The sequence below is a fragment of the Mixta hanseatica genome (assembly GCF_023517775.1).
Lineage (GTDB): Bacteria > Pseudomonadota > Gammaproteobacteria > Enterobacterales > Enterobacteriaceae > Mixta > Mixta hanseatica.
The window spans coordinates 863709-889522 of sequence record NZ_CP082904.1; the positions used below are offsets into that span (position 1 = coordinate 863709).

A 25814-nucleotide genomic window follows, 5' to 3' on the forward strand; every position below is an offset into this window, starting at 1 on the left:
AGGCGTTACAGCGAAGGACGGGTTAGCTGGAAGCGGGATCGCATATTTAGCCGATCCCGCAGGGAATACGGCGCATATCTGGCGCCAGGCAAAGATTTAATGAAAGCGCATCGAAAGGTCCAGCGCGCGGACATGTTTGGTCAATGCGCCTACCGAAATATAATCCACGCCGGTTTCCGCAAACAGGCGTAACGTCTGATCGGTGACATTACCGGAAACCTCCAGCAGCGCGCGGCTCTGGTTGATGTTTACCGCTTCGCGCATTTGCTCAACGGTAAAGTTATCCAGCATGACAATATCGGCCCCGGCAGATAGCGCCTGCTCCAGTTCATCCAGCGTTTCCACTTCAACCTCTACCGGCACATCCGGGCGTAGCCACAGCGCTTTCTCAACGGCCTGGCGAATAGATCCGCTGGCGATGATATGGTTCTCTTTAATCAGAAAGGCATCGGATAAACCGAGGCGGTGGTTCTCGCCGCCGCCACATAAAACGGCATATTTCAGGGCGGTACGCAGGCCGGGCAGGGTTTTTCGCGTATCCAGCAGGCGGGTTTGCGTGCCTTCCAGCAGCGTAACATAGCGTTTCACTTCGCTGGCGATACCGGAGAGCGTTTGGACAAAATTAAGCGCGGTACGCTCTGCGCTAAGCAGCAGGCGTGCCGGACCGGCAACGTCAAACAGCTTCTGTTCCGGTTCGATAACGTCACCATCGGCAACGTACCAGGTGATCCGTGCCTGATTTCCCAGCTGAATAAACACTTCCTCTACCCAGCGTTTACCACAGAAAACACCGGCTTCGCGTGTAATCACGGTGGCCTGTGCCTGTTTGTCTGCAGGCAGCAGACTGGCGGTAATATCGTTATCGGCATCTGTTTCAACGCCGAGATCTTCGCGTAATGCCTGCTCTACGCTAGCTGGAATATCATCTTCGATACGTGAAAGCAGCGCCGCGCGTCGGCTTTCTGGATTATAACGTCGCTGTGTCATCGGGTTCCCTTCATGATTTTTGGCGTAGGCTTACTGTAGCCTGAACGGCGCGCAGGTACCAGTAGAGGGTAAAAAAGTTTAGTGTGCTAAACAAAAGTGACGTAAGAGTTTTAAAGGTGGCGCTTTTGCCAGCGCCAGGGTATTGGTGAATAAATTCAGTCGCAAAGGAAGCTCAGCATGTTCTCTTTAACCTGCCCGCAAAAAGGCCTGCCGGTGACCGGACGGCATCTGTTAACCGATATTTCGCTGCCGGCGCTGGTGGTGCATCAAAGCGCGCTGGAGCATAACCTGCACTGGATGCAGGCCCTGGCCGATCGCTACGGCGCCGTACTGGCGCCGCATGGAAAAACCACTATGACCCCCGCGCTTTTTCGTCGCCAGATAGCGGCTGGCGCGTGGGGGATTACGCTGGCGACTGCCGTACAAAGCGCGGTTGCCGCAAAAGAAGGGATTGAGCGCATCCTGATGGCTAACCAGCTGATCGGGCGCGCCAATATGCAGATTGTGGCGGACATGCTGCGTCAGTATCGGATAGATTTTTACTGCCTGGTGGATAGCGTTGAGAACGTACGGCAGCTGGGGCAATTTTTTGCCGCGCAGCAGTTAACGCTCCAGGTGCTACTGGAGTTGGGCGTCGCCAACGGGCGCTGCGGCTGCCGTAGCGATGCGCAAATCCAGGCATTGATTGCCGCCGTACAGGCTGAACCGGCGCTGGAACTGTGCGGCGTTGAAGGCTATGAAGGGGTTATTAGCGGCGAGCAGCCGCAGGTGGATGATTTTATTGACCGCCTGGTCACGGTGGCGCTGACGTTAAAACGCGCAGGGGCTTTTAGCCGGGCGCAGCCGTTGGTTACCGCTTCCGGCTCCGCCTGGTACGACCGCGTCGCGCAGGCGTTCTCTCAACAACAGGCGCGCGATGCTTTTCTTACCCTAATGCGACCCGGCTGTTATCTGGTGCACGATCACGGCATTTATCAACAGGCGCAACAGGGCGTGCAGGCCCGTCAGCCCGAGCTGAAAGAGGCGCTGCTGCCCGCGATGGAAATTTTTGCCTGCGTGCAGTCGGCGCCGGAGCCGGGCAGGGTGATTGTGGCGCTGGGCAAGCGCGATATTGCACATGATGATATGCCGGTGCCGTTGCGCGTCTGGCAGGGCGATGCCATACAGCCGGTCGCGCTGGATACGCGCTGGCGCGCCGTTAAGTTGATGGATCAGCATCTGTTTTTACAGGGGCCGATGGAACATTCCCTGCAACCGGGAGACATTATCGCTTTTGGCGCGTCGCATCCCTGCCTGACCTTCGATAAATGGCGCTATTTCTGTCTGGTCAATGAACAGCTGGAGGTCACCGAGGTGCTGGAGACCTGTTTTTAACAGTGGCACAAGGAATGTAAAGAGAGTGACAAATTCATGTTAGGCTGTGGAAAAAAACGAACAGGAGACCCAGGCATGGAGTTAAAAGATGGCTGGCTATTGGGCGTTCGCCATGTGCCGTCACCGCATTTCAATATCCGCCCGCAGGAGGAGATTCCCAGCCTGCTGGTGGTGCATAACATCAGCCTGCCGCCCGGCGAGTTTGGCGGTCCCTGGATCGATGCGCTGTTTACCGGCACGCTGGATCCTGCGGCACATCCTTATTTTGCGGAGATTGCCCATCTGCGGGTCGCCGCTCACTGCCTGATCCGGCGCAATGGCGAGATCGTGCAGTATGTTCCTTTCGATAAGCGCGCCTGGCATGCGGGCATATCGTGCTGGCAGGGCCGGGAGAACTGCAATGATTTCTCGATTGGGATTGAACTGGAAGGAACCGATACGCAGGCCTATACCGATGCGCAATATCACGCTTTACAGGAGGTGACGCATCTGCTGATGCAGCATTATCCGATTACACCTGCACAAATTACCGGGCACAGTGATATCGCCCCGGAGCGTAAAACCGATCCTGGCCCGGCATTTGACTGGGCTCGCTTTCTGCGCGGCTTGCCGGATGCCGCCAGCTTACATTTACCGGAGCGGAATGCATGACGCTTTTTTCCTTGTTACTGGTTTTAGGGTGGGAACGCCTGTTTAAAATGGGTGAGCACTGGCAGTTGGATCATCGGCTGGAGCCGTTTTTCCGGCGACGCCGTCATTTTTCGCTATGGCGTACCCTCGCCATGACGTTGGTGGCGATGCTGGTGGTATTGGTCATTATTTTATCGCTGCGCGGATTGTTTTTCGGCGTGGTGCAACTGCTATTCTGGATCGTCATTGGGCTGCTGTGTATCGGCGCGGGCTCGGTAAGGCTGCATTACCATGCTTATCTGAAGGCGGCCAGCCACGGCGATGCCAATGCCTGTGGCGCGATGGCGGAAGAGCTTACGCTGATCCACGGCATGCCGGTAGAGTGCAATCAGCAGGAGACGTTGAAAGAGCTGCAAAACGCGCTGCTGTGGATCAATTACCGCTTTTATCTCGCGCCGCTGTTTTGGTTTGTCGTCGGCGGCGTTTACGGGCCGGTGCTGCTGACTGGCTACGCCTTTCTGCGCGCCTGGCAGAGCTGGCTGGCGAAGCATGCTACGCCGCTTGAGCGCGCCCGTTCCGGCATCGATCGTATTTTGCACTGGGTAGACTGGCTACCGGTTCGGTTGGCGGGCGTGGCGTATGCGCTGCTGGGCCATGGCGAGCGAGCGTTGCCAGCCTGGTTTGCGGCTTTAAGCGACGTGCGTCGCCCGCAGTATCAGGTATTGACTCATCTGGCGCAGTATTCGCTGGAGCGCGATGAGCGCTGGGACAGCGTGGAAACGCCACGGATAGCCGTGGCGTTAGCCAAAAAGGTCTCGCTGGTGATTGTGGTGGTGGTAGCGCTACTGACCATTTACGGCACGCTGGTTTAACAGCGTATCGGCTGGCGGCACGCCGAAGTCCGGCATGCCGTTAGCATCCCAGCGGATATCTTTAATACGGGTATGACGGTTCGGGTCCCACAGCGGGTCGCCTTCGATTTCCGTATAGTTGCGGGCGTGATAGACCAGCAAATCATTGCCCGCCTCATCCAGGGTAAAGCTATTGTGGCCCGGCCCGTACTGGCGGTTCTCCCAGCTGGTGGTGAAGACTGGACGGGCAGATTTGTTCCACTGGGCCGGCTGCATCGGATCGTCATCCACATCGATCCACAGCAGCCCCAGACAGTAATTTTCATCCGTTGCGCTGGCCGAATAGCTGACAAATAGCCGGTTACCGTGACGAACCACCGCAGGCCCTTCGTTCACGCTAAAACCGGCGCATTCCCACTCATACTCAGGACGGCTGAGCATCACCGGCTTACCTTTTAGCGTCCAGGGATTTTCCAGCTCTGCCAGGTAGAGGTTGGAGTTGCCCGGAATCGCCGGATCTTTTTGCGCCCACAGATACCACTGCTTGTCCTGATGACGAAACGTGGTGGCATCCAGTGAAAAACTGTCAATAGGCGTACGGATGCGGCCGCGATCCTGCCAGTTTCCCCTTAACGGATCGGCATCATCACAGGTCAGAGCATACATGCGATGCTGAAACAAACCTTCTTTAATTTCCCGACTGGGCGCAGCGGCAAAATAGATCACCCACTGACCGTCAATATGATGAATTTCCGGCGCCCAGATCAGCGCGCTCATCGGTCCGACATCGGGCTTACGCCATACGACGACCGGCTGCGCTTCCGCAAGGCCGATAATGGACTCGGCGCAGCGCAGCTCAAGGCGATCGTATTCAGGAACGGAGGCGATAAAGTAGTAGCGATCCTGATAGCGTAAAATAAAAGGGTCCGCTCGCTGTTCAATTAACGGGTTGGGCCACTGGATCATGATGCCGTTCCTTCTGGTTTGATATCAAAAGCATTGCCTTCGCGCAGCGCGCTCAGCTCACGATAGTTTTCCCGCCGTTTCGCCAGATCCTGCTGAATAGTTTGCATCAGATGACGATCGACTTTTAACAGACGCACAACGCCTGCGGTAATCAGGTAGCCGATGCCGGGGATCACGGTAAACAGCAGCACAATACCGTTCAGCGCGCTACTGCCTTGCTGCTTAGCTCCTGCATCGTAACCATAAAATGAGAGCAGGAAACCGACCATCGCACCCGCTACCGCCAGGCCGACCTTCAGGAAAAACAGATTTCCGGAGAAGCTGATGCCGGTAATGCGTTTGCCGGTTTTCCATTCGCCGTAATCATCCACATCCGCCATCAGCGACCAGTGCAGCGGGGAGGGGATTTGGTGCAGGATATTCAGCAGGAAATACATCAGTGTAACCAGCACCGTGGCCTGCGGGTTAAGGAAGTAGAAGCCGCAGGAAAAAATAGCCAGCGCGATATTGGTCCAAAAAAAGACTTTCAGCTTACACCAGCGGTCGGTCATGACTTTCGCCAGCGTACTGCCGATCATCATGCCTACCACGCCAAGGCTGATAAACAGCGTGGCGAAGTGGGTAGATTGTCCCATCACCCAGGTGACGTAATACATGGTGGCTGCCATGCGAATAAAGCCGGGACAGACGTTGCAGAAGGTCAGCAGCAAAATACGCACCCACTGATCGTTTTTCCAGACGTCACGCAGATCGTTTTTCAGATCGTCATTGCTGGGCACGGCAGGGCGGATACGTTCACGTACGTTGGCGAAGCAGTAAAGGAACATCAGCAGCCCGATAACCGCCATCACGCCCATTGCCATCTGGTAGCCCCGCGCCCGATCGCCGCCGCCGAACCATTCGGTCATCGGCAGCAGGGTAAGCGACAGGATCAGCGTCGCGATGCCCACCATGACAAAGCGGTAGGACTGGCAGGAGACGCGTTCATGGGGATCGTTAGTAATCACGCCGCCCAGCGAACAGTAGGGGATATTAATCGCCGTATAGGCCAGCGACATCAGGAAGTAGGTAACAAAGGCGTAGACGACTTTGTATTCGTAGCTCCAGTCCGGCGTGGTAAACATCAGTACGCTGAATACCACATACGGAACGGAAACCCACAGCAGCCAGGGACGAAAGCGGCCCCAGCGGCTTTGGGTACGATCGGCAATCGCGCCCATAATGGGATCGGTTACCGCATCCAGTACGCGTACTGAAAGCAGCAACACACCGACCAGCGCCGGGGCGAGGCCAAATACATCGGTATAGAAGTAGTTAAGGAACAGCATAATGGCGCCGCCAATCATATTACAGCCAGCGTCGCCCATGCCGTAACCCAGCTTTTCTCTAAAAGAAAGCGCAGAGCCGTTCATCATTTTATTCTCCCACTGAGCAGTGGAATGATTATTGCGGCTTAACGATTGCCGGGCTAATACGGGTTGGTCATCAAGATGGACAAAATAACTGCGAAGAGAAAAGTGTGAAGGGCGTAACGATTAGCGCAGAGAAAACCGGGCGCAGACGCGCCCGGTAAATCATTAGCTTCGCTGCGAGCGGTTTTTGATGGCGTAGCCAACCGCCAGCACCACCAGCCAGACCGGGATAAGCCAGACCGAAATGGCCATGCCCGGCGTCATCAGCATGATCACCAGAATCGCGGCCATAAAGAGCAGGCAAATCCAGTTACCGACCGGATAGAGAATCGCGCGGAAACGCGTCTGCACGCCCTGGCGATCTTTCGCCTTACGGAATTTCAGATGCGCCAGGCTAATCATTGCCCAGTTAATCACCAGCGCCGAGACCACCAGCGCCATCAGTAGGCCAAAGGCCTCGCCCGGCATCAGGTAGTTAATCAATACGCAAATCGCCGTTGCCAGCGCCGACACGCCCAGCGCCACATAGGGAACGCCGCGACGGTCAACCTTGAGCAACGCCTGCGGGCCGCTGCCCTGTTTCGCCAGGCCATAGAGCATCCGGCTGTTGCTATAGACGCAGCTGTTATACACCGACAGCGCCGCCGTCAGGAACACCACGTTCAACACGTTGGCCACCAGCGTTTCGCCAAGGTCGTGAAAGATCATCACGAACGGACTGCTTTCGCCCACCACTTTGGTCCAGGGATAGAGCGAGAGCAGCACCGCCAGCGAGCCGATATAAAAAATAAGGATGCGGTAGATCACCTGATTAGTTGCGCGCGGAATGCTTTTCGACGGGTCGTCCGCTTCGGCGGCGGTAATACCCACCAGCTCCAGACCGCCGAACGAGAACATAATCACTGCCATCGCCATCACCAGTCCGCTAATGCCGTGCGGGAAAAAGCCGCCCTGCGCCCAGATATTGCTGACCGAAGCCTGCGGCCCGCCCTGACCGCTAAACAGCAGCCAGCCGCCGAACAGAATCATCCCAACGACCGCGACCACTTTAATAATGGCGAACCAGAATTCCATCTCGCCGTAAACTTTAACGTTAGTCAGGTTGATGGCGTTTATCAGAACGAAGAACAACGCGGCGGTAGCCCAGGAGGGAAACTCCGGCCACCAGACCTGGATATACTTGCCAACGGCGGTAAGCTCGGCCATGGCGACCAGCACATACAGTACCCAATAGTTCCAGCCGGAAGCGAAGCCGGCAAAATTGCCCCAGTATTTATAAGCGAAGTGGCTAAAGGAACCGGCTACAGGCTCTTCGACCACCATTTCGCCCAGCTGACGCATAATCAGAAAAGCGATAAACCCGCCGATGGCATAACCTAATAATACCGATGGCCCGGCCATTTGGATGGTTTGCCCAATTCCCAGAAACAGGCCGGTACCCACGGCACCGCCTAATGCAATCAGCTGAATATGGCGGTTTTTCAATCCGCGCTTCAGCGTATCGCCCTGCTGTTGTTCCATAAAAACCCTCGTGTTTGTCCTTCGCCTTCCCTGAAGAGTTGGCGCAGTCATGCCTGCGGTGAATCGGTACGCTTGTATGGTTACCGTTACGCTTTGTGTATTGTTTATTTTACAGGGTGGTTTAGCGCAAATTGCCTGCGGTGCTACCACGACGCCAAGAATAATGTTAAGCGCGTACGAATGCACCTGCTTTCTCTGCCTGTCGACGACGGCCAATAAAAAACATTGCTATCGTCACGTGGGCTTTTCTTTTTTGTGCCATTTAATTCGCATAAAGACGAATAGCTTTCGCTTATGACATAAAATGAGATTCGGGTCTAAGCCCGTGTAAGGTTTGGTAAAAATCAGCGGGTAAATTTAGCGTTCTGCGGTAAATAACGCATTTTTATAGCGGTTTTTTATCGCTTTAGTGAGGTGATCTTCGCCCCGCTTCTGGCAGATGCCATATAGACAGAAGGTGAATACTTTGTTACTTTAGCGTCACTTTTTTTAAATTGGTATTACCAATTTACTTCGGCGCCTGGCAGAAGAAGGGACAATGGCCTACAGTAAGATTCGCCAACCAAAGCTCTCGGATGCAATTGAGCAACAGCTTGAGTCCCTGATTATGGAGGGAACGCTGCGTCCGGGTGAAAAGCTTCTCCCTGAGCGGGAGCTGGCTAAGCAGTTTGACGTTTCTCGCCCCTCTTTGCGCGAAGCGATACAGCGTCTGGAGGCAAAAGGGCTTCTGCTGCGTCGTCAGGGCGGTGGCACCTTTGTTCAGAAAAGCCTGTGGCAAAGTCTGAGCGATCCTCTGGTAGCGCTACTCGCCGATCACCCCGAATCCCAGTTCGACCTGCTGGAAACCCGTCATGCGCTTGAAGGTATCGCAGCTTATTACGCTGCGCTGCGCGGAACCGAAGAGGATCTGCAGCGCATACGCGATTGCCATTTGGCCATCCAGCATGCCCAGCAAAGCGGCGACCTGGATGCCGAAGCCGATGCAGTGATGCAGTATCAGATTGCCGTAACAGAAGCGGCGCATAATGTGGTGCTGCTGCATTTGCTACGCTCAATGGGCCCGATGCTGGAAAAAAACGTTCGACAGAACTTTGAATTGCTCTACTCACGCCGGGAAATGCTGGCGCAGGTAAGCAGTCATCGCGCCAGTATTTTTGAGGCGATTGTGGCCCGCGAGCCGGAAAAGGCACGCGAAGCCTCACACCGCCATCTGGCGTTTATTGAGGAGATATTGCTGGACAGAAGTCGGGAGCAGACGCGTCGTGAACGCTCCCTGCGTCGTTTACAGCAACGTAAGGAATAGCGCGTAAACTGATATAACCATAGATTTTGCAGGGTTAAACAATCCACCCGGCAAAACAAAAGGGATACGCGGCAACTAACGACGGGCCTGTCTCCTTGCATTTTGAACTGAAGCAGAATGCAGGGAGACAGGCTCCAGACAATTCAACGTATTAGACACAGATAAGGAATACCCCCATGTCAGAACGTTTACATAATGACGTGGATCCGATCGAAACCCGCGACTGGCTACAGGCGATCGAATCGGTCATCCGTGAAGAAGGTGTTGAGCGTGCGCAGTTCCTGATCGATCAGGTACTGAGCGAAGCGCGTAAAGGCGGCGTAAACGTCGCTGCAGGCTCTGCTGTCAGCAACTACGTTAACTCTATCGCCGTTGAAGAAGAACCGGACTATCCGGGCAATACCTCTCTGGAGCGTCGTATCCGTTCCGCAATTCGCTGGAACGCCATGATGGCGGTACTGCGTGCGTCGAAAAAAGATCTGGAGCTGGGTGGCCACCTCTCATCTTTCCAGTCTTCGGCGACCATTTATGAAGTCTGCTTTAACCATTTCTTCCGTGCGCGCAGTGAGAAAGATGGCGGCGATCTGGTTTACTTCCAGGGCCATATTTCTCCGGGCGTTTACTCACGCGCCTTCCTTGAAGGTCGTTTGACTGAAGAGCAGATGAACAACTTCCGTCAGGAAGTGCACGGCAAAGGCCTCTCTTCCTATCCGCATCCTAAACTGATGCCGGATTTCTGGCAGTTCCCGACCGTTTCTATGGGCCTGGGCCCGCTGTCGGCGATCTATCAGGCGAAATTCCTGAAATATCTGGAACACCGCGGCCTGAAAGATACCTCTGCGCAGACCGTTTACGCTTTCCTTGGCGATGGCGAAATGGATGAGCCGGAATCCAAAGGCGCCATCACTATCGCGACGCGCGAGAAGCTGGATAACCTGGTCTTCGTCATCAACTGTAACCTGCAGCGTCTGGATGGTCCGGTAACCGGCAACGGCAAGATCATCAACGAACTGGAAGGCATCTTTGGCGGCGCCGGCTGGGAAGTGATCAAGGTGATTTGGGGCAGCCGTTGGGACGAACTGCTGCGCAAAGATACCAGCGGCAAGCTGATCCAGCTGATGAATGAAACCGTTGATGGCGATTATCAGACCTTTAAATCGCGTAACGGCGCCTATGTGCGCGAGCACTTCTTCGGTAAATATCCGGAAACCGCTGAGCTGGTGAAAGATATGTCCGACGACGAGATTTTCGCGCTGAACCGCGGTGGTCACGATCCGAAGAAAATCTATGCGGCGCTGAAAAAAGCGCAGGAGACCAAAGGCAAGCCGGTGGTGATTCTGGCGCATACCATTAAGGGTTATGGTATGGGCGATACCGCAGAAGGGAAAAACATCGCTCACCAGGTGAAGAAAATGAACATGGAAGGCGTGCGCTACGTTCGCGATCGCTTCAATGTTCCGGTTACCGATGAAAACCTGGAAACGCTGCCGTACGTCAAATTCGAAGAAGGGTCTGAAGAGTACAACTACCTGCACGGCCAGCGCCAGAAGCTGGGTGGCTATCTGCCAAGCCGTCAGCCGAACTTCTCCGAGAAGCTTGAGCTGCCGACTCTGGAAGATTTCGCGCCGCTGCTGGAAGAGCAGAACAAAGAAATTTCTACCACCATCGCCTTTGTGCGTGCGCTGAACGTGATGCTGAAGAACAAGTCGATCAAAGATCGTCTGGTGCCGATCATCGCTGACGAAGCGCGTACCTTTGGTATGGAGGGCCTGTTCCGTCAGATCGGTATTTACAGCCCGAACGGCCAGCAGTACACGCCGCAGGACCGTGAGCAGGTTGCTTACTATAAAGAAGATGAGAAAGGCCAGATTCTGCAGGAAGGGATCAACGAGCTGGGTGCAGGCGCGTCCTGGCTGGCTGCTGCGACCTCTTACAGCACCAACAACCTGCCGATGATTCCGTTCTACATCTATTACTCAATGTTCGGCTTCCAGCGTATCGGCGATCTCTGCTGGGCAGCGGGCGACCAACAGGCGCGCGGCTTCCTGGTCGGCGGCACCTCCGGTCGTACTACGCTGAACGGCGAAGGCCTGCAGCATGAAGATGGTCATAGCCATATTCAGGCGCTGACTATCCCGAACTGTATCTCTTACGATCCGGCTTATGCTTACGAAGTCGCGGTGATCATGCAGGACGGCCTGACCCGTATGTACGGCGAAGCGCAGGAAAATATTTACTACTACATCACCACGCTGAACGAAAACTACCACATGCCAGCCATGCCGCAGGGCGCGGAAGAGGGTATCCGTAAGGGTATCTACAAGCTGGAAACGCTGGAAGGCAGCAAAGGTAAAGTACAGCTGCTGGGCTCTGGCGCGATCCTGCGTCACGTACGCGAAGCCGCCGAGATTCTGGCGAAAGAGTACGGTATCGGCTCTGATGTTTACAGCGTAACCTCCTTCACCGAACTGGCGCGCGACGGCCAGGATTGTGAACGCTGGAACATGCTGCATCCGACAGCAGAAGCGCGCGTGCCGTATATCGCTCAGGTGATGAATGATGCGCCGGCCGTAGCCTCTACTGACTACATGAAACTGTTTGCTGAACAGGTTCGCAGCTATATCCCGGCCAGCGATTATCGCGTACTGGGTACCGACGGCTTTGGCCGTTCTGACAGCCGTGAAAACCTGCGTCACCACTTCGAAGTGGACGCATCCTATGTGGTGGTTGCAGCGCTGGGTGAACTGGCTAAACGCGGCGAAATCGATAAGAAAGTGGTGGCGGACGCCATTACCAAATTCAATATCGATGCAGATAAAGTCAACCCGCGTCTGGCATAAGAGGTAAAGATTAATGGCTATCGAAATTAATGTCCCGGACATCGGCGCAGATGAAGTTGAAGTGACCGAAATCCTGGTAAAGGTTGGCGACAAGGTTGAAGCCGAGCAGTCGCTGATCACCGTTGAAGGCGACAAGGCCTCAATGGAAGTGCCTTCGCCGCAGGCGGGCGTGGTCAAAGAGATCAAAGTCAACACCGGCGACAAAGTGGAAACCGGCTCGCTGATTATGATTTTTGACGCCGAAGGCGCAGCAAATGCTCAGCCAGCGCCGGCCGCAGAGAAACCGGCTGACGCTCAGCCTGCGCCTGCCGCTGCGGCAGAAAGCAAAGAAGTGAATGTCCCGGATATCGGCAGCGACGAAGTCGAAGTGACCGAGATCCTGGTGAAAGTGGGCGACAAGGTTGAAGCTGAGCAGTCGCTAATCACCGTTGAAGGCGATAAAGCCTCAATGGAAGTGCCGGCGCCGTTCGCGGGTACGGTTAAAGAGATCAAAATCAACACCGGCGATAAAGTCAGCACCGGCTCGCTGATTATGGTCTTCGAAACTGCGGCTTCTGGCAGCGCAGCGGCAGCGAAACCGCAGGTGAAAGAGGAAGCGGCGACTGCGCCGGCGGCCTCTGGCGGTTCAGCCACCAAAGAAGTGAATGTGCCAGATATCGGCGGCGACGAAGTTGAAGTGACCGAAATCCTGGTGAAGGCGGGCGATAAAGTCACCGCCGAGCAGTCGCTGATTACCGTTGAAGGCGACAAGGCTTCCATGGAAGTGCCGGCGCCGTTCGCGGGCACGGTTAAAGAGATCAAAATCAACACCGGCGATAAAGTCAGCACCGGTTCGCTGATTATGCTGTTTGAAGTGGAAGGCGCTGCGCCAGCGGCGGCTCCGGCTCCGGCTCCGGCGCAAAAAGAAGCGGCACCGGCAGCGAAAGCTGAGCAGGCAGCTCCGGCGGCATCCGCGCCGGCGAAAACGTCCGGTAAAGATGAGTTCGCTGAGAACGATGCCTACGTACACGCGACGCCGGTTATCCGTCGTCTGGCGCGTGAGTTTGGCGTTAACCTGGCGAAAGTGAAGGGCACCGGCCGTAAAGGACGTATTCTGAAAGAAGACGTACAGAGTTACGTGAAGGATGCGGTGAAACGCGCTGAATCGGCGCCAGCAGCTGCAACCGGCGGTGGTCTGCCGGGTATGCTGCCGTGGCCAAAAGTGGACTTCAGCAAGTTTGGCGAGGTAGAAGAAGTTGAGCTGGGCCGTATCCAGAAAATCTCTGGTGCTAACCTGAGCCGTAACTGGGTGATGATCCCGCACGTTACGCACTTCGATAAAACCGATATCACCGAGCTGGAAACCTTCCGTAAACAGCAGAACGCCGAAGCTGAGAAGCGTAAGTTGGATGTGAAGATCACCCCGGTAGTCTTCATTATGAAAGCCGTTGCTGCTGCGCTGGAGCAGATGCCGCGCTTCAACAGCTCACTCTCTGAAGATGGCCAGAAGCTGACGCTGAAGAAATATATCAATATCGGCGTGGCGGTTGATACGCCGAATGGTCTGGTGGTTCCGGTATTCAAGGATGTTAACAAGAAAGGCATCATTGAGCTTTCTCGTGAACTGATGACCATCTCCAAAAAAGCGCGTGATGGTAAGCTGACCGCTGGCGAAATGCAGGGCGGCTGTTTCACTATCTCCAGCATCGGCGGGCTGGGCACCACTCACTTCGCGCCGATTGTGAACGCGCCGGAAGTGGCGATCCTCGGCGTGTCCAAGTCCTCAATGGAGCCGGTGTGGAATGGTAAAGAGTTTATGCCGCGTTTGATGCTGCCGATCTCTCTCTCCTTCGACCATCGCGTCATCGATGGGGCAGATGGTGCGCGTTTCATCACCATCATCAACAACACCTTAAGCGATATTCGCCGTCTGGTGATGTAGAAACGATAAAGGCCGGCGTATGCCGGCCTTTTGACAGGTCAGGTTGTTCGCGCTGAATCTGGCTGAAATAAGGGAAATGGGATCTTACTGAGCCGAAGCGGTTTGCAGTCTGTTAACAATTCTGTAAACTCTTGCGGTGAACGCGTCCCGGTGGATGAAGGGCGTACTGTGAATCAGGTAAGTGACGTCTGACCGCCGGATAGTCAATTAAGAGGTCATGATGAGTACAGAGATTAAAACCCAGGTCGTTGTGCTTGGGGCAGGTCCTGCGGGCTACTCTGCAGCCTTTCGCTGCGCGGATTTAGGTCTGGAGACCGTACTGGTAGAGCGTTACAGCACCCTTGGCGGTGTTTGCCTTAACGTGGGTTGTATCCCTTCTAAAGCGCTGCTGCACGTAGCGAAAGTTATCGAAGAAGCGAAAGCGCTGGCGGAACACGGCATCGTTTTCGGCGAACCGCAAACTGACATTAACAAAATCCGTACCTGGAAAGAGAAAGTCATCAACCAGCTGACCGGTGGTCTGTCTGGCATGGCGAAAGGGCGTAAAGTTAAGGTGGTTAACGGTCTCGGTAAATTTACCGGTGCGAATACGCTGGTGGTTGAAGGCGAAAACGGCGCGACCACAATTAACTTCGATAATGCGATTATTGCGGCGGGTTCACGTCCGATTCAGCTTCCTTTCATTCCTCATGAAGATCCACGCGTTTGGGATTCCACTGCGGCGCTTGAGCTGAAAGAAGTGCCGAAGCGTATGCTGGTGATGGGCGGCGGTATTATCGGCCTGGAGATGGGCACCGTTTATCACGCGCTGGGTTCAGAAATTGACGTGGTTGAGATGTTCGACCAGGTTATCCCGGCTGCCGACAAAGACGTGGTTAAAGTCTTCACTAAACGCATCAGCAAGAAATTCAATCTGATGCTGGAAACCAAGGTTACCGCGGTTGAAGCCAAAGAAGACGGCATCTACGTCTCTATGGAAGGCAAAAAAGCCCCTGCTGAAGCGCAGCGTTACGACGCGGTGTTGGTGGCTATCGGTCGCGTACCGAACGGTAAAAACCTCGATGCCGGCAAAGCGGGCGTAGAAGTGGACGAGCGCGGCTTTATCCGTGTTGATAAGCAGATGCGCACTAACGTGCCGCACATCTACGCGATCGGCGACATCGTCGGCCAGCCGATGCTGGCGCACAAAGGCGTTCATGAAGGTCACGTGGCGGCAGAAGTGATCGCCGGTAAGAAACACTATTTCGATCCGAAAGTGATTCCGTCCATCGCCTATACCGAGCCTGAAGTAGCATGGGTAGGTCTGACTGAGAAAGAAGCGAAAGAGAAAGGCATCAGCTATGAAACCGCCACCTTCCCGTGGGCAGCTTCCGGCCGTGCTATCGCTTCTGACTGTGCAGACGGCATGACCAAACTGATTTTCGATAAAGAAACGCATCGTGTGATCGGCGGCGCTATCGTCGGCACCAACGGCGGTGAACTGTTGGGCGAAATCGGCCTGGCAATCGAAATGGGCTGTGATGCGGAAGATATCGCGCTGACCATCCACGCTCACCCGACGCTGCACGAGTCGGTTGGCCTGGCGGCAGAAATTTTTGAAGGTAGCATTACCGACCTGCCTAACCCGAAAGCAAAGAAAAAATAACGCTTTTGCGGATGTTAATCATGCTAACGGCTCCGAAAGGGGCCGTTTTTTTATGCTAATGAAACAGCTTTTTTGGCCCAGCGGTGATGGTCGATGTCCTGGTGGGCTATTTGACTTAAGGGTGATGGGTAAGCGGGTTCAGTGTTGAGGCATCAGATTCACGCTTTTTAACGCTAAAACTGCAGATTTAAGTTACGGATTACTCTGGCTTAAGTGTGTCACTTTTATTGCTTAGTCAGACTGGATAATTACAAGATTATATTAGCAATTTCCCCACCCCTCCTGGAGGGAGTACCCAATATAAGGGCCTGTTATTAGCGTTATTTTCCTGAGTTTTATCTGATAATATTTTTTTAAGAAACATTAACATTGTTTAGCATTTCTGGATCGTTACCCTTCCTCTATCTAAGACATGACTTAATCAGAGGTAAAAATGTCAACGTCAAGAGGGTGGTCAACCGAATTAGAAGGCCTGCGCGGATTCGCTTCGCTTTGGGTATTGCTGGGTCACGCCAGCCTGTTGGTGCATTGCGCGATCCCTATCGTTTCAATGCCCAGTATTGGCGTCGATCTGTTTATTCTGCTTTCAGGCTATCTGATGGCGAAAAACTATATCGAACGTCAGGAAAAAGAGCCGTGGAATAGCGCAAGTACCGTTAAGAAATTTTGGATTAGACGATTTTTTCGTATTGCTCCGCTTTACTATTTATTGTTGATTATCGCCGTGGCCTATGGCCCCTGGTTTGGAGAAATGCGTGATACGATCGCGGAGTTTTATCCTGTGACCGCCACGGAGACCTCACGTTACTCTGACCAGTCGATGGCTAATATTATTGCGCACGTTAGCTTTATCTTTGGATTATTACCTGAGTATGGCATTAATACCGTGCTTCCTGACTGGAGTATCGGGCTGGAAATGCAATTTTATATGCTGTTCCCGTTTATTATGCTGTTAACGCTGCGTATCGGATATGTGCGAACGCTGTTGCTGGCGATGCTAATATGCACCATCGGTCGCTTTGCGCTGGCGGGATATTATGAAGCCTTTATTATGCCGTCGATGATCCTTATTAAGCTGCATATGTTTATTGCCGGCATGCTGATGGCGGAAGCGGTACGTAAAAAACAGCTGGGTTATTTGCTGCTGGCGTTAATCGCACCCGTAGTCAGTACGATTATCGCTATTGGCGTCAGTAAATTGCAGATTGTTTTTGAGGCGGGCATGATTATCGGCATGACGGCGGTGCTTTGGCAGCATCGACCTGATACGCTGATGGCAAAAGTCATCGCGTTGCCGCGCGCCATTCTGACGCATCGTATCAGTACCTGGCTGGGGGATGTATCCTACTCGGTTTATCTGGTGCATTTGCTGATTGTCGTGCCTGCTATCGCACTGCTGTTGCGGGATTACAATATGGATGCCTTAAGCGCGCCGCTGCGGTTTGCCATTATCTGTGGCATTTGCCTGCCGCTTACCTATGGTATTGCCACTTTACTGTATCGCTTTGTGGAAAAACCGGGTATTCAGCTGGGCAAACGCGTGCCGGCTCCCCGGCCAGCTGCACAGGATTTAGCAGGGTAAAACACCTGTGCTGCCGCGCTATTCCCGCATCAACGGGGATAGCGCGGCAGCACAAAGCGGAAGGCGCTGGACGCTGGATGTTTCTTGCTTCCTGGACATAGGAAAGAGTCGCACCAAATACGGCATGATTTTCGCCCTTACCTGACAGGAAAAAAATATAATCTAAAATAATTGCCCAAAGGTTAAAAAAGCCTGGTTATTTAATTATTAACCGGTGACGCAATATTGATATTTGCTGGAGCTGGGCTAAAAATAATATTTCTATTCGTGTGTTTATATTAAATGGCACGCAAAGCTAAACTTTACTTTTAATGTTATCCGTAACGGGTCAGCTCTGTATTGAGTTGACATAAATATAAGATAAAACATTGCTTGTTCCGCAATAATTATCAAGAATATTTTTTCATCTGCTGTCTACACGTTATCTTTTTTGATATAAGGCAAAGCTTTTTATATTTATTCCGAGCTTGATTTTTCAATGAGCTATAATTTATTCGTCCACCAAAACCAAAAGGAGTAAATTTTATGAGTTTCGATAAACATGACATGAGCGGTTTAGTCGGCAAACACCTTGTTTACACCTACGACAATGGCTGGAATTATGAAATCTACGTTAAAAATAATGAAACGATAGATTATCGTATTCACAGCGGCCTGGTGGGTAACCGCTGGGTTAAAGATCAGCACGTTTACCTGGCGCGCCTTGCCAGCGATGTTTACAAAATCTCCTGGACGGAGCCTACCGGCACAGACGTCAGTCTGAGCGTGAACCTCGCCGATAAGGTGTTTCACGGCACCATCTTCTTCCCGCGCTGGGTAATGAACAACCCGGAAAAAACCATCTGTTTCCAGAACGAACATCTGGATGAAATGGCCAGCTACCGTGAAGCAGGTCCGGCTTATCCGACTGAAGTGATCGATGAATACGCGACGCTGACCTTTATCCGTGACGTGGGCGAAAACGATGATAGCGTGATTAACTGCCCGGCCAGCGAGCTGCCTGCTAATTTCCCTGAAAATCTGAAGTAAGCGCGGCGACGAATATTTCGCGCCACGCCGCGTTTCGCGATCTATCATCCGGAGCTCAACTGGCTCAGGGAAAGTATCTGGAGCGGTGAGCGCAGCGAGACAGACGTATCGCTAACCTTTTATCACCTGTTGTAAACGACCCGCAAATAGGCCCGGTCTGCCGTATAAAAGCTGGCCGGGTTTTTTATTGCACCGCTGGGCATGACCATTCCTTTCCCTGATATCCTGCCATAAATGTTTTTACCGCCGCGCAGCCGGTAAGCCGAAGGTTGCCGCATAAAGCGTTTTTTACTTAACAATAGTGCCGTAGCCATAAATTATTTTTATCATTAAAAAGACGCAGAAAGCGCTGCGGCAGGCGCCGCATCAGGAAAACAGCTTTGACAAATAATGTTGCTTTTTTGTAAACGCATTAACAAGTGAAGCAAATCCTGCTATGCTGGCCGACGCGAAACCGGACACCTTACCCTACATAAGCATCCCACAGATCGCCGTGAAAAAAGGTGGCCGGAAAGCCCTATACAATGAGAGCGAGGAGAACGTCGTGCTAGATGAATACCGTAAGCACGTTGCCGAGCGTGCCGCCCAGGGAATTGTTGCTAAACCTTTAGATGCATCCCAAATGGCCGCGCTGGTTGAACTGCTGAAGAACCCTCCTGCGGGTGAAGAAGAATTCCTGTCCGATCTGTTAATTAATCGCGTGCCGCCGGGTGTAGATGAAGCGGCCTATGTCAAAGCCGGTTTCCTGGCTGCCATCGCCAAAGGCGAAACGACCTCTCCTCTGGTAACACCTGAAAAAGCGATCGAACTGCTGGGTACCATGCAGGGCGGCTATAACATTCATCCGCTGATTGAAGCGCTGGATGATGAAAAGCTGGCGCCTGGCGCGGCAAAAGCGCTGTCCAATACGCTGCTGATGTTCGATAACTTCTACGATGTGGAAGAGAAAGCTAAAGCGGGTAACCCGTACGCGCAGCAGGTTATGCAGTCATGGGCCAACGCCGAGTGGTATCTGAACCGTCCGGCGCTGGCTGAAAAAATTACCGTCACCGTATTTAAAGTGACGGGCGAAACCAACACCGACGATCTTTCTCCGGCGCCGGATGCCTGGTCACGTCCTGATATTCCGCTGCACGCGCTGGCTATGCTGAAAAACGCCCGCGAAGGCATCGAGCCGGACGAGCCGGGCAATGTTGGCCCGATCAAGCAGATCGAAGCGCTGCAGGCGAAAGGTTTCCCGCTGGCCTACGTCGGCGACGTCGTCGGTACCGGTTCTTCACGTAAATCCGCCACCAACTCGGTGCTGTGGTTTATGGGTGATGATATCCCTTACGTGCCGAACAAAAAAGGCGGCGGCGTGGTGCTGGGCGGCAAAATCGCCCCGATTTTCTTTAACACCATGGAAGACGCCGGCGCGCTGCCGATCGAAGTGGACGTGAATAACCTGAACATGGGCGATGTTATTGATATCTACCCATACAAAGGCGAAGTGCGTCATCACGAAACCGGCGAGCTGCTGGCTGAGTTCGCGCTGAAAACCGACGTGCTGCTGGATGAAGTGCGCGCCGGCGGCCGTATTCCGCTGATCATCGGCCGTGGACTGACCACCAAAGCGCGTGAATCACTGGGTCTGCCGCACAGCGATGTGTTCCGTCAGGCGAAAGATGTGGCGCAGAGTACGCGCGGCTTCTCTCTGGCGCAGAAAATGGTGGGCCGCGCCTGTGGCGTAGACGGCATCCGTCCGGGACAGTATTGCGAACCGAAAATGACTTCTGTCGGCTCGCAGGATACCACCGGTCCGATGACGCGCGATGAGCTGAAAGACCTGGCCTGTCTCGGTTTCTCTGCCGATCTGGTGATGCAGTCTTTCTGTCATACCGCCGCCTATCCGAAGCCGGTTGACGTGCAAACGCACCATACGCTGCCGGACTTTATTATGAACCGTGGCGGCGTATCGCTGCGTCCGGGCGACGGTATTATCCACAGCTGGCTGAACCGTATGCTGCTGCCGGATACGGTAGGCACCGGCGGTGACTCGCATACCCGTTTCCCGATCGGCATCTCTTTCCCGGCGGGCTCCGGCCTGGTGGCGTTTGCCGCCGCCACGGGCGTGATGCCGCTGGATATGCCGGAATCGGTGCTGGTGCGCTTTAAAGGCAAAATGCAGCCGGGCATCACCCTGCGCGATCTGGTGCATGCGATCCCGCTGTACGCCATTAAGCAGGGCCTGCTGACCGTTGAGAAGAAAGGTAAGAAAAACATCTTTTCCGGCCGCATCCTGGAAATTGAAGGTCTGCCGGACCTGAAAGTGGAGCAGGCGTTTGAACTGTCAGACGCTTCTGCCGAACGCTCCGCCGCCGGTTGTACCATCAAGCTGGATAAAGAGCCGATTGTTGAATACCTCAACTCCAACATCGTTCTGCTGAAATGGATGATTGCGGAAGGCTACGGCGATCGTCGTACGTTGGAGCGTCGTATTCAGGGCATGGAAAAATGGCTGGCCGATCCGCAGCTGATGGAAGCCGATGCCGATGCGGAATACGCTGCGGTTATCGAAATCGATCTGGCGGAAATCCAGGAGCCGATCCTGTGCGCGCCGAACGATCCGGACGATGCGCGTTTACTGTCGGACGTACAGAACGAGAAGATCGACGAGGTCTTTATCGGTTCCTGTATGACCAACATCGGTCACTTCCGTGCGGCAGGGAAACTGCTGGACAGCCATAAAGGCCAGCTGCCGACCCGCCTGTGGGTTGCGCCGCCGACCAAGATGGATGCGGCACAGCTGACGGAAGAGGGCTACTACAGCGTGTTTGGTAAGAGCGGCGCGCGTATTGAGATCCCGGGTTGCTCGCTGTGTATGGGGAACCAGGCGCGCGTAGCCGATGGTGCCACCGTAGTTTCTACCTCGACGCGTAACTTCCCGAACCGTCTGGGTACCGGCGCGAACGTTTATCTGGCTTCCGCCGAGCTGGCTGCGGTTTCTTCTCTGCTGGGTCGTCTGCCGACGCCAGACGAGTATCAACAGTTTATGGCTCAGGTTGATAAAACCGCAGTGGATACCTATCGCTATCTGAACTTTGACCAACTGAATCAGTATACGGACAAAGCGAAAGATGTAATTTTCCAGACCGCGGTCTGAGATAGCTAACAGCAATACAGAAGGGCGGAGAAATCCGCCCTTTTTTATGCCGACAAAAGCCCGAGCTGTTGGCTCAAAACGTTACCGTCATGCCTCCTGTCATTCCCCAGTCGTTAATGCCTTCCTTTTCCGTCCTGCGCTGATGCTGTAGCTGAGTGGTCAGCTTAACGTTATTCGTAACCTTTAAGGCCATCTCTGCCGCCAGCTGAAGGCTGTTGCCTCCCTGACCTGATCTAAAAGCCGCACCATCCGCACCATGGCCAATCCGCGTTTGATTGGCGTGCGAAGCGCGCTGAATATAGCGTAGCGATCCGCCCAGATTGAGCTGTTTCACCAGGCTCGGATAGCCCTGATAGCGCCAGGCCGCGCCCAGTGAATAGAGCGGCGTACGCTGCATTTGCCACGTGACGCTAGCGTTATCGCTGTCCTGCAGACGATGGATATGCAGATGCTGATATAACAGTCCGGCGACCGGACCGAAGCGATGGTTGCCAACCTGCCAGTTTTTCTCCGCTTCTAAGCCAGCATGCCAGCTATAGGCCGTTGGGCTGGCGACATGCCCACGCATCGCGGTACTTACTTCGCCGCGAAAATGGGTGTAGCCCAATGGCGCAGATAGTCTGATGCCGTTGCCATGCTGCCATGTCAGCAGCGAAGAGAGATTTAACGTATCGAAGCGGCTACTGCTGACGCCGTCGCGCGCTTGCGGCTGCATAGAAAGTTCGCCCCAGGCTACGCCCAGGCCAAGAGTGGCGATCTGCTGTGCTGTATTCACCAGCGTGCGTCGGGTGCCCATCATCCAGCCAGAGTACTGGCTATGAAAGTTGTAGCCGTAGTGGCGGAAATCCTCAGCGGTATGATAACGATCGCTGCCCTTATAGCCAGAAACAAAGAAGGGCGAGCCATCGCGCTCGTGGGTTTTAAACAGCGAGAGCATGTTCTCTTCAAAACTCAGAAAAGCCGTCGGTAAAGAGATATAGGCGGGAACCTGCGGAATAACCGCGGGACGAACCGGCGTTTCGGGCGTGGGTTGTGGCTGGAACCCGGCATCAGCATCGGGCTGCGGCTCTGGTTTAATCTCAGGATCGGGTACAGGTTCTGGTTTAACCTCAGGCGCAGGGGACGGCGGCGCGGGAATGGCATTGCCGTTTTCACTCAGCATAATATTTTGTAAACGGTAATCCCAGAAGCGATCGCCGCTGCCTTCCAGCAGACGTGCGTCGTGGTTAGTTTTGCCGGGCGCAAAAGCATACAGCCCCCACGCCCAGGCGCCGCGCGCCACATAATTGCCGGCGAGCTTAACACTATTGGCGCTGGCTTTACCGCCTACCTGTATCAATGATATGCCTTCATGATTATCGGCAATACCGTTATGGTTAAGGTCGCTGTCACTCCAATGTCCATGAGGATTAACGCTGACCATCAGCGGTCGATCGTCTGTGCTTTGCAGATCGCCATCGATCAGCAGGCGATCGGTCAGGCCGTCGCTGAAACGGGTGTTAAGCACCAGCGTATTGTCGCCATTACTGATAAGGTTTTTAATCCGCAACGTCGAGCCGATTTTATCCTCCGGTTGCGCTCTGGCGGGAAACAGCGTCGCGCCGCGGTTCATTATGACCCTCTCCAGCGTGCCTTTACCGGCGAGCAGCGTATTTTCAGCCATCTGTAGCGGAGAGGAAACGCTGTTATTCACTACCAGCTCGCCCTGATCCAGCGTAATGCCACCTGCGGCCACTACTTTGCCGTTTAGCGACAGGCGGCCTTCGCCACGTTTTGCCAGCGAGCCTTTCCCGCTGATGTCGGCGTCGATACGCGAGGCGAGTTCGCCTGCGGTACTGGCGCGTTGGCTGATATCGGCATACAGCACGCTGTCGCTGTCGGTTAGCGTCACGCTGCCGTTAAGCACAGATCTGGCGTAAAGGTTGAGCCTGGCGTTGCCCGTCAGGGTGGCGTTGGTGGTTAGGTTGCCGTGCTCGCCGAGCGTTAGCGCCGCATCTGGCGCAATCGACAGGGTGCTGGCGCGGTAAAGTTTCTCATCCCAGTCGTTGCTGTAATAAACATTACCGGCATGAAGTACGCGCTGACCGGTGAGCGACAGCGTGCCCGCTTTTACTGACAGATGATTAACTTCTGCGCCGCCCGCCAGCTGTCTGGAGATAATAGCGTTGTCTGGCTGGAAGGTAAGATTAAGCCTGTCGGCGCTGGCCTTATCACCCAATTTTCCCAAAAAGGCGTATTGATTGCTGGTAAGCGTTACCGTTGCCTGTTGAGATGCGTGGTGGTTAACAATACGCGCGCCGTCATCGTTATGCTTAATTTCGCCAAAGGTGATGTCGTTGCCGTTTAAGTCGAGCGTACCGCCCCGGTAACCGAACTGAATCTGGTCACTGCGCAGCTGATCGGCGCTATTTAACCTTAACGTTGCTCGTCCGCTGACCAGCGTGACGCTGGAAAACGCCTGTTTTTCGCCATGCACATCCGCCTGCTGATCGAGGATAACCGTGCCATCCCCCAGATTAAGCGCGCCCTTATTTATGCCGCTGGCGTTAATAAGCAACGTGCCTGCGCCGATTTTATGCAGAGCGTCGCCTTCCAGACCGTTAACTTGCCACCTTACGCTGCGATCTTTCTCCACCTCGACACCGCCGCCGGCCCAGGTCGCATTCTCTCCATCAGCGCTGCGTAGCAGATAATCGGCGGCGAAAGCGAGTTTGCCCGCCCCCATGTTGATCGCGTGATCAAGTATGAGAGTGCCGCCTTCACCGTTAAATCGCAGATCTTTCGTAGCGTCCAGCGCTTCATTGCTGGCCGCCGAAGGCGCAAGGCTGGCATAGCTATCGTCAAGACCGTGCCACCGCCATTCATTGGCGCCCTGAATGATAGCAGCGCTGCGCCAGTGTATATTTCCCTCTTGATGGTTATCAGTGACGTCAGGATCGCTATTGGCCGCTATCACACTGTTAATAAGTGCATCCTGCATCAGCGAAGCGGAAAACTTTCGCTCATAAAGACCGGAGACATTCGATGAAACGTGTACGGCAGCCAGCTTCCACTGCTTATCCTGGTTATCGTAAACAAATATGGGGCTGCCGCTATCGCCACCCTGGGTGCCAAGAGAAAGCGGCGTATCAAACGGGCTTTCAGGCAACCAATTGCTCCAGCGTAGCATGGAGTTAATATTTACCCCGTCAGCGGAAATGGTGCCTCCCGCTTTCCATTTATAAGCGCCGGCAAGCGGGAGTAGTTCGCTCCGATCTTCGCTAATTTGACCATGTTTACCTGCACCCACCCGAACAAACCATGGAAAGCGGGATTTATCTTGCTCGTTGGCGATATCACTGGCACTGATATAGGTAATAGGCGCGACATCAGTAACGACTTTATTTAACCGCGGGACGTGAAAGTCGATAACAGGATGGTCATTACGCTTAATCAAACGATAGGTGGCGGCATATTTTGCATTATTGCCCCACTTTACGGTTTTATAGCCGCCATTATGTCTTACGCCCGTGACATAAGAGGGAGAAATAAGCGTGGCATAGCCTGCATTATTCACCATACTTATATCGGGCATAGAAAAGGCCAGCCTTCCCGACAGCGTACCTTCTTTGCGATAGACAGGAATATTGCTCATGCCTGGGCGATATTTCCCCAGATTTTCGCCAAAGTCACGATAATCCTGAACATTAATATCTTCGCGTAGAATAGCAGCATTAGCCGTGAGCGAAAGGATGGCGCTGCCCCAGCAAATGCGCCGCAGTAAAGGTTTCATCAACATATCCTTATGTGTGAATTTATTAGCATCCTAATAATTAAATATAATGAGTCCGCTAAAAAATATTAGGTTACGCATAATAGAATAAGAGTCTGGTTATTTTAAATAAAGAGTTTGTAAACGGGGGGGGATATTATTTCTCTGAAGAAGTTATATCAGTTATGTCTTGAATTATGCTCACTAATTTTACCTGTGCGGCAGATACGGGGTTATTTAAAACGCTATTTCTCCTGGCATTAATACTATCATCTGCATGACACGCTTGCGCGGTAAGGGAGGTTCAACTCGCCAGCGATGCAACGGTATCGTAGGTCTGTCCGGGCGCATCCGGGAAAGCGGCTATTGAGGGCTTGCAGCAATAAATTCTGCCGCAAGCGCTGCTTTTCATCACCCAGGCTGCGATAATATGCGCTGTGCAGCCAGAAACGATCAAGTGAAACGGCGCGTGTATTGATGTTGAGGGCAGCAGAATGGAATATGAGTTTTTACGTGACGTCACCAACCAGGTGAAGGTGCGGATGAGTATGGGCCATGAGGCGGTCGGCCACTGGTTCAATGAAGAAGTAAAAGGCGATATGGCGCTGCTGGATGAGGTTGAAGCGGCGGCGGCGCAGGTTAAAGGCAGCGAGAGAGAATGGCTGCATCAGGGACATGAATACCAACTTTCGCTGAATGGCGAAGAGGTGATGATCCGCGCTAACCAGCTTGCTTTTGATACCGATGAGCTGGAAGAGGGCATGAGCTATTACGATGAGGAAAGCCTCTCGTTTTGCGGTATCGAAGACTTCCTGGCGGTGATTGCCGCCTACCGCGCTTTTATGCAGGGGCGCTGAGAA

The 25814-nt window shown here is 53.8% G+C and carries 17 protein-coding genes; 11 read left to right on the forward strand and 6 right to left on the reverse strand.

Annotation, left to right across the window (positions count from 1 at the left end; genetic code table 11):
* Positions 1-96 precede the first annotated feature (96 nt).
* The gene (nadC, locus tag K6958_RS04045; protein ID WP_249893463.1) at positions 97-987 is read right to left on the reverse strand and encodes a carboxylating nicotinate-nucleotide diphosphorylase; all 891 of its coding nucleotides are present in this window, start codon (positions 985-987) and stop codon (positions 97-99) included.
* A gap of 177 nt (positions 988-1164) precedes the next feature.
* On the opposite strand from nadC, the gene K6958_RS04050 reads away from it, so the two are divergent.
* From K6958_RS04050 to ampE, 3 genes are all read left to right on the forward strand, one after another.
* Entirely contained in the window at positions 1165-2361 is a 1197-nt protein-coding gene (locus tag K6958_RS04050; RefSeq protein ID WP_249893464.1) for an amino acid deaminase, read from the forward strand.
* Between the two features lie 75 nt (positions 2362-2436).
* Positions 2437-3012 (forward strand): 1,6-anhydro-N-acetylmuramyl-L-alanine amidase AmpD, encoded by a 576-nt coding sequence (ampD, locus tag K6958_RS04055; protein ID WP_249893465.1) that lies wholly within the window; start codon positions 2437-2439, stop codon positions 3010-3012.
* Entirely contained in the window at positions 3009-3863 is an 855-nt protein-coding gene (gene ampE / locus K6958_RS04060; RefSeq protein ID WP_249893466.1) for a beta-lactamase regulator AmpE, read from the forward strand. The genes ampD and ampE overlap by 4 nt, the downstream gene beginning before the upstream one ends.
* On the opposite strand, the gene K6958_RS04065 is transcribed toward ampE, so the two are convergent.
* From K6958_RS04065 to aroP, 3 genes are all read right to left on the reverse strand, one after another.
* Positions 3834-4808 carry a glycoside hydrolase family 43 protein gene (locus K6958_RS04065; RefSeq protein WP_249893467.1) on the reverse strand — a complete coding sequence of 325 codons (975 nt, stop codon included), beginning with the start codon at positions 4806-4808 and terminating at the stop codon, positions 3834-3836. The genes ampE and K6958_RS04065 overlap by 30 nt on opposite strands.
* Positions 4805-6220, reverse strand: a complete 1416-nt coding sequence (locus tag K6958_RS04070; protein WP_249894592.1) for a glycoside-pentoside-hexuronide (GPH):cation symporter — start codon at positions 6218-6220, stop codon at positions 4805-4807. The genes K6958_RS04065 and K6958_RS04070 overlap by 4 nt, the downstream gene beginning before the upstream one ends.
* 165 nt (positions 6221-6385) lie before the next feature.
* Positions 6386-7741 carry an aromatic amino acid transporter AroP gene (gene aroP, locus K6958_RS04075; protein ID WP_249893468.1) on the reverse strand — a complete coding sequence of 452 codons (1356 nt, stop codon included), beginning with the start codon at positions 7739-7741 and terminating at the stop codon, positions 6386-6388.
* 538 nt (positions 7742-8279) lie between these two features.
* Here aroP and pdhR point away from each other — a divergent pair.
* The 6 genes from pdhR to K6958_RS04105 all read left to right on the forward strand — a co-directional run bounded on the left by pdhR (position 8280) and on the right by K6958_RS04105 (position 18061).
* The gene (gene pdhR, locus K6958_RS04080) at positions 8280-9044 is read left to right on the forward strand and encodes a pyruvate dehydrogenase complex transcriptional repressor PdhR (RefSeq protein WP_249893469.1); all 765 of its coding nucleotides are present in this window, start codon (positions 8280-8282) and stop codon (positions 9042-9044) included.
* Between the two features lie 176 nt (positions 9045-9220).
* The gene (aceE, locus tag K6958_RS04085) at positions 9221-11884 is read left to right on the forward strand and encodes a pyruvate dehydrogenase (acetyl-transferring), homodimeric type (RefSeq protein ID WP_249893470.1); all 2664 of its coding nucleotides are present in this window, start codon (positions 9221-9223) and stop codon (positions 11882-11884) included.
* Positions 11885-11897: 13 nt separating this feature from the next.
* Positions 11898-13805 carry a pyruvate dehydrogenase complex dihydrolipoyllysine-residue acetyltransferase gene (gene aceF, locus K6958_RS04090; RefSeq protein ID WP_249893471.1) on the forward strand — a complete coding sequence of 636 codons (1908 nt, stop codon included), beginning with the start codon at positions 11898-11900 and terminating at the stop codon, positions 13803-13805.
* Positions 13806-14025: 220 nt separating this feature from the next.
* Positions 14026-15450, forward strand: coding sequence for a dihydrolipoyl dehydrogenase (gene lpdA, locus K6958_RS04095; protein ID WP_249893472.1), 1425 nt, complete (start codon positions 14026-14028; stop codon positions 15448-15450).
* A gap of 433 nt (positions 15451-15883) precedes the next feature.
* A complete protein-coding gene (locus K6958_RS04100; RefSeq protein ID WP_249893473.1) occupies positions 15884-17032 on the forward strand; it encodes an acyltransferase family protein in 1149 nt (382 codons plus the stop codon).
* Between the two features lie 525 nt (positions 17033-17557).
* Positions 17558-18061: a phenolic acid decarboxylase gene (locus K6958_RS04105; RefSeq protein WP_277614716.1), complete on the forward strand. Its 504-nt coding sequence runs from the start codon at positions 17558-17560 to the stop codon at positions 18059-18061.
* Positions 18062-18183: 122 nt separating this feature from the next.
* Here the strand turns inward: K6958_RS04105 and K6958_RS04110 are convergent, their stop codons facing one another.
* Positions 18184-18375: a hypothetical protein gene (locus tag K6958_RS04110; protein WP_249893474.1), complete on the reverse strand. Its 192-nt coding sequence runs from the start codon at positions 18373-18375 to the stop codon at positions 18184-18186.
* Between the two features lie 230 nt (positions 18376-18605).
* On the opposite strand from K6958_RS04110, the gene acnB reads away from it, so the two are divergent.
* A complete protein-coding gene (gene acnB, locus K6958_RS04115; protein ID WP_249893475.1) occupies positions 18606-21203 on the forward strand; it encodes a bifunctional aconitate hydratase 2/2-methylisocitrate dehydratase in 2598 nt (865 codons plus the stop codon).
* A 73-nt stretch (positions 21204-21276) separates the two neighbouring features.
* On the opposite strand, the gene K6958_RS04120 is transcribed toward acnB, so the two are convergent.
* Positions 21277-24975: a S6 family peptidase gene (locus K6958_RS04120; protein ID WP_249893476.1), complete on the reverse strand. Its 3699-nt coding sequence runs from the start codon at positions 24973-24975 to the stop codon at positions 21277-21279.
* Between the two features lie 473 nt (positions 24976-25448).
* On the opposite strand from K6958_RS04120, the gene yacL reads away from it, so the two are divergent.
* Entirely contained in the window at positions 25449-25811 is a 363-nt protein-coding gene (yacL, locus tag K6958_RS04125) for a protein YacL (RefSeq protein ID WP_249893477.1), read from the forward strand.
* Positions 25812-25814 lie beyond the last annotated feature (3 nt).

Coding starts and splice junctions, on each gene's coding strand:
- nadC (WP_249893463.1), bottom strand. CDS start 987: ATGACACAGCGACGTTATAATCCAGAAAGCCGACGCGCGGCGCTGCTT.
- K6958_RS04050 (WP_249893464.1), top strand. CDS start 1,165: ATGTTCTCTTTAACCTGCCCGCAAAAAGGCCTGCCGGTGACCGGACGG.
- ampD (WP_249893465.1), top strand. CDS start 2,437: ATGGAGTTAAAAGATGGCTGGCTATTGGGCGTTCGCCATGTGCCGTCA.
- ampE (WP_249893466.1), top strand. CDS start 3,009: ATGACGCTTTTTTCCTTGTTACTGGTTTTAGGGTGGGAACGCCTGTTT.
- K6958_RS04065 (WP_249893467.1), bottom strand. CDS start 4,808: ATGATCCAGTGGCCCAACCCGTTAATTGAACAGCGAGCGGACCCTTTT.
- K6958_RS04070 (WP_249894592.1), bottom strand. CDS start 6,220: ATGAACGGCTCTGCGCTTTCTTTTAGAGAAAAGCTGGGTTACGGCATG.
- aroP (WP_249893468.1), bottom strand. CDS start 7,741: ATGGAACAACAGCAGGGCGATACGCTGAAGCGCGGATTGAAAAACCGC.
- pdhR (WP_249893469.1), top strand. CDS start 8,280: ATGGCCTACAGTAAGATTCGCCAACCAAAGCTCTCGGATGCAATTGAG.
- aceE (WP_249893470.1), top strand. CDS start 9,221: ATGTCAGAACGTTTACATAATGACGTGGATCCGATCGAAACCCGCGAC.
- aceF (WP_249893471.1), top strand. CDS start 11,898: ATGGCTATCGAAATTAATGTCCCGGACATCGGCGCAGATGAAGTTGAA.
- lpdA (WP_249893472.1), top strand. CDS start 14,026: ATGAGTACAGAGATTAAAACCCAGGTCGTTGTGCTTGGGGCAGGTCCT.
- K6958_RS04100 (WP_249893473.1), top strand. CDS start 15,884: ATGTCAACGTCAAGAGGGTGGTCAACCGAATTAGAAGGCCTGCGCGGA.
- K6958_RS04105 (WP_277614716.1), top strand. CDS start 17,558: ATGAGTTTCGATAAACATGACATGAGCGGTTTAGTCGGCAAACACCTT.
- K6958_RS04110 (WP_249893474.1), bottom strand. CDS start 18,375: ATGGCTACGGCACTATTGTTAAGTAAAAAACGCTTTATGCGGCAACCT.
- K6958_RS04120 (WP_249893476.1), bottom strand. CDS start 24,975: ATGAAACCTTTACTGCGGCGCATTTGCTGGGGCAGCGCCATCCTTTCG.
- yacL (WP_249893477.1), top strand. CDS start 25,449: ATGGAATATGAGTTTTTACGTGACGTCACCAACCAGGTGAAGGTGCGG.